The 4297-nt window shown below is 69.4% G+C and carries 4 protein-coding genes and 1 pseudogene; 3 read left to right on the top strand and 2 right to left on the bottom strand.

Going from position 1 to position 4297, the window contains the following annotated elements; genetic code table 11:
- Positions 1–192: pseudogene (locus tag E1285_RS43530) on the bottom strand (PucR family transcriptional regulator); the annotation flags it as partial.
- A gap of 117 nt (positions 193–309) precedes the next feature.
- Here E1285_RS43530 and E1285_RS43525 point away from each other — a divergent pair.
- Both E1285_RS43525 and pruA read left to right on the top strand, forming a co-directional pair.
- On the top strand, positions 310–1224 hold the full coding sequence (locus E1285_RS43525; RefSeq protein WP_132160763.1) for a proline dehydrogenase family protein: 915 nt from the start codon (positions 310–312) through the stop codon (positions 1222–1224).
- On the top strand, positions 1212–2858 hold the full coding sequence (pruA, locus tag E1285_RS43520) for an L-glutamate gamma-semialdehyde dehydrogenase (RefSeq protein ID WP_132160762.1): 1647 nt from the start codon (positions 1212–1214) through the stop codon (positions 2856–2858). Before E1285_RS43525 ends, pruA begins: the two co-directional genes overlap by 13 nt.
- Here the strand turns inward: pruA and E1285_RS43515 are convergent.
- A complete protein-coding gene (locus tag E1285_RS43515; RefSeq protein WP_132160761.1) occupies positions 2855–4054 on the bottom strand; it encodes a cytochrome P450 in 1200 nt (399 codons plus the stop codon). The two genes, pruA and E1285_RS43515, sit on opposite strands and share 4 nt — an antisense overlap.
- Before the next feature lie 63 nt (positions 4055–4117).
- Here E1285_RS43515 and E1285_RS43510 point away from each other — a divergent pair.
- Positions 4118–4297, top strand: a 180-nt coding sequence (locus tag E1285_RS43510) for a TetR family transcriptional regulator (RefSeq protein WP_132160760.1), incomplete at its 3' end; no start/stop codon positions are given.

Here is a 4297-nt window from a genome sequence, read left to right as displayed (position 1 = left end):
GGCGATGCCGTGGCTCTCGAAGCGGGTGCGGACGGCAGTGGTCGCACGGCGATGCAGGATCGAGTCCATCCGGACGGGGTCGATGGTGTCGCCGTGGGCGGCGTAGGCGATCAGGTGGAAGTCGCGGTCCTCCAGGGTGGCGGGGGCGTGGAGGAGGTCGGCCGCGTGTTCCGCTATCTCCTGGAGGGTCATCGGCGTCCTTCGTACGTTTGTATGAAAAATCTGGTGCTTGGGTGTGGCATTTGACTGTATGGGGTTTGAGTGGGGTGCTTCTAGCGTGCTTGGTGTTCTTCGGCGTTGGAGGGTCCGGTGCTCAGTCCTGTTCTGCTGGCGGCCGCGAGGAGCCGGCGGGTTCGTGGTCTGGTGACATCCGTGCCTCTGACCCGGGGTGTCGTCGACCGGTTCGTCGCCGGTGACGATCTGGACGCGGTGGTGGGTGTCGTCCGGGAGTTGGGGGCCGGGGGACTGGCGGTCACCCTTGATCATCTGGGAGAGGACGCCCGGGATCGGGGGCAGGCGCAGGCCACCAGGGATGCCTATCTGCGGATGTTCTCCGTTCTGGGGGAGTGGGGGCTCGCGGGTGGCGCGGACGCCTCGGTGAAGCTGTCCGCTCTTGGGCGGGTGGATGATCTCGCTCTTGATCACGCTCGGGAGATCTGTGCCGCGGCGGGGCGGGCCGGCATGACGGTCACGCTCGACATGGAGGACCACACGACGGTCGACTCCACGCTGGAGATCTTCGGGCTGCTACGCGCCGACTTCCCGTGGGTGGGGGTCGCGATCCAGGCGATGCTGCGGCGTAGTGAAGGTGATCTCCGGGAGCTGGCGGGGGCGCGGGTCCGGCTGGTCAAGGGTGCCTACGCCGAGCCGGCTTCAGTGGCCTTCCAGCGGAGGGCCGAGGTCGACCGTGCCTACGTGCGGGGGCTGCGGACGCTGATGCGCGGTGACGGGTATCCGATGGTCGGGAGCCATGACCCGCGGATCGTCGAGATCGCGTCGGCGCTGGCCGCCGGGCGGCCGCCTGGTTCATACGAGTTCCAGATGCTCTACGGGGTTCGCGCTGGTGAGCAGCGGCGGCTCGCGCAATCCCATCGGATGCGCGTCTATGTCCCGTATGGAGCTGATTGGTACGGCTACTTCATGCGGCGCCTGGCCGAGCGTCCCGCCAACCTCGTCTTCTTTCTCCGTTCGCTTCGGGAGGGATCCTTTTCATGGACGCCGTGACCAACGTTCCTACGCCGGTGAACGAGCCGGTGCGCGGGTACGCGCCGGGCAGCGCCGAGCGGGCCCGGGTGGAGGCCCGGCTCGCCGAGCTGACCGCCGAGACGCCGGTGGACCTGCCCATGACGATCGGGGGACGGCGGCGGCTCGGCGGCGGGACGAAGGTCGCGGTCGTGCAGCCGCACCGGCACGCGTCCGTCCTCGGGACGTTCGGGACCGCGACCGGGGACGACGCGCGCGACGCCGTCACGGCCGCCCTGGAGGCAGCCCCGGCGTGGCGGGCGCTTGCGTTCGACGACCGGGCAGCGATCTTCCTGCGGGCCGCCGACCTGCTGTCCGGGCCGTGGCGGGAGACGCTGCTGGCCGCGACGATGCTCGGGCAGTCCAAGACCGTCCAGCAGGCGGAGATCGACAGCCCGTGCGAGCTGGTCGACTTCTGGCGGTTCAACGTGCACTACGCGCGGCGGATCCTCGCCGAGCAGCCGATCAGCGGCGACGGTGTGTGGAACCGGTCCGACCACCGGCCGCTGGAGGGTTTCGTCTACGCGGTCACGCCGTTCAACTTCACCGCGATCGCCGCGAACCTGCCGACCGCGCCCGCCTTGATGGGCAACGTGGTGGTGTGGAAGCCGTCCCCGGCGCAGACGTACTCGGCCGTCCTGCTCATGCGGCTGCTGGAGGAGGCTGGGCTGCCGCCCGGTGTCATCAACCTGGTGACGGGGGATGGGCTGGCGGTGTCCGATGCGGTGTTCGCCCATCCTGAGCTTGCGGGGGTTCACTTCACCGGGTCGACCGCGACGTTCCGGAAACTGTGGAAGGCGGTAGGGAACAACATCGAGACGTTCCGCGGGTATCCGCGGGTCGTGGGGGAGACGGGCGGCAAGGACTTCGTCGTCGCCCATCCTTCGGCTGACCCGGGTGTGCTGAAGACCGCGCTGGTGCGGGGGGCGTTCGAGTACCAGGGGCAGAAGTGCTCCGCCGCGTCGCGGGCGTACATCCCGCGGTCGATCTGGGACGGCGGGTTCCGGGAGGCGCTGGCCGCCGAGGTCGACGGGCTCGGTGTGGGCGACGTTGCCGATCTGTCCCACTTCATGGGCGCCGTGATCGACGAGCGGGCCTTCGCCAAGAACAAGGCGGCCATCGACCGGGCCCACGCCGACCCGGACGTGGAGGTGGTGGCCGGCGGGACCTATGACGACTCGGTCGGGTACTTCGTCCGGCCGACCGTACTGGTTTCGGGTGAGCCCACCAACGAGATCTTCCGGGACGAGTACTTCGGCCCCATCCTGGGCGTTCACGTGTACGAGGACCAGCGGTACGAGGAGATGCTCGCCCAGATGGAATCCGTGTCGGCGTACGCGCTCACCGGCGCCGTGATCGCCGATGACCGGGCCGCGGCCGCGCGCACCGCCGAAGTGCTCCGGTACGCGGCCGGCAACTTCTACATCAACGACAAGCCCACCGGCGCGGTCGTCGGGCAGCAGCCGTTCGGCGGCGCGCGGGCGTCCGGTACCAACGACAAGGCCGGATCCGTGTTCAACCTGCTGCGCTGGACGTCGCCGCGGTCCATCAAGGAGACGTTCGTCCCGGCGACCGACTACCGGTACCCGCACATGGGTTACCCGCACTTGCCTTAAAGGCCCGTGACCGGGAGCGATACCCAGCCGCGGGTGAAGGGGGACGCGATCCGCTCGGCGTTCTCTGTGTCGACGCCGATGGTCGGATGGGCCCGGAGGAGTTCCTCGAAGGCGACGCGGGCCTGGAGCTTGGCCAGGTGGGAGCCGATGCAGAAGTGCACGCCGCTGGAGAAGCCCAGGTGGCGGGGGATGTCACGGGTGATGTCCAGGTCGGCGGCGGACGGGCCGAACTCTCGCTCGTCGCGGTTCGCCGACCCGTACAGCATCATCACCTTCTCGCCCGCCGGGATCTCCGTCCCGTGGAGGGTGACGGGCCGTGTCGTCGTGCGGCCCAGCGCCTGGACCGAGCCCTCCAGGCGCAGGAACTCCATCAGCGCGTTCGGGATCAGGGACGGGTCGGCGGCGAGACGCTCCCGCTGCGCGTGGTCGCCGTCCAGCAGCGCCACCCCGTGCGAGATCAGATTGCCGGTCGTGTCGTTGCCGCCCGCGACCATCACGAAGCAGAACCCGAGGACGTCCCAGTCGGTGAGGCGCTCCCCGTCCGCCTCGGCCGCGGTCAGGGCGCTGATCAGGTCGTCGGACGGGTCGGCGCGGCGTGCGGCGATCACATCGGTGAAGTAGGCGAACATCTCGGCCACCGCCTCGGCCGCGCCGCCCCTCATCGCCTTCAGGTCGAAGCCGTCGTCCTGCAAGGTCGTCAGCGCGCTCACCCACGGGTCGAACCGCGCCCGGTCGGACTCGGGGACACCGAGGAGGTGCGCTAGGGCGAAGGTGGGGAGGGGGGAGGAGAAGTCGCTGTGCAGGTCGGGGGTCTCGCCATCGGCCTGGCGGCGTTCCAGCAGGGCTATGCGGGAACGCACGAATTCGCGTAGCCGGTCTTCCAGGGCCGCGGTCCGGCGTGGGGTGAAGCCGTGGCTGATCAGGCGCCGCAGGACGGTGTGGCGTGGTGGGTCGAGCATCACGATCGTGGGGGCCAGGCCCAGTGTGCCTATCTCGTCCGGGTAGAACGTCAGGCCTTGGGCGGACGAGAACGTCTCTGCGTCCCGTGTCGCTTGCCAGATGTCCTCGAAGCGGGACAGGGCCCAGAACGACGGGGTTTCGTGCTGGTGGACCGGGGCCTCGTCGCGGAGGCGGCGGTAGGCGGGATAGGGGTCGGCCTGGAAACCGGGATCGAACGGGTCGTAGACGTCCGTCATGGCGCCGGGCCTCCCGAGGTATAACGACCGCCGTTATTAACGCCCCCTGTTAGTATCATCGGTGTGCCGAAAGACGCAAGCGCCACCAGGGAACGCCTCCAGCGCGCCGGAGCCCGCCTCTTCGCCGCCCACGGCATCGACGCCGCCCGCACCCGCGACATCGTCGCCCTCGCCGGACAAGGCAACGACTCCGCCATCACCTACCACTTCGGCTCCCGGACCGGCCTCCTCGAAGCGATACTC

The organism is Actinomadura sp. 7K507, from assembly GCF_004348425.1.
GTDB lineage: Bacteria > Actinomycetota > Actinomycetes > Streptosporangiales > Streptosporangiaceae > Spirillospora.
The sequence above is the reverse complement of the archived record's forward strand: the minus strand, read 5'-3'. Positions and strand labels throughout refer to the sequence as shown.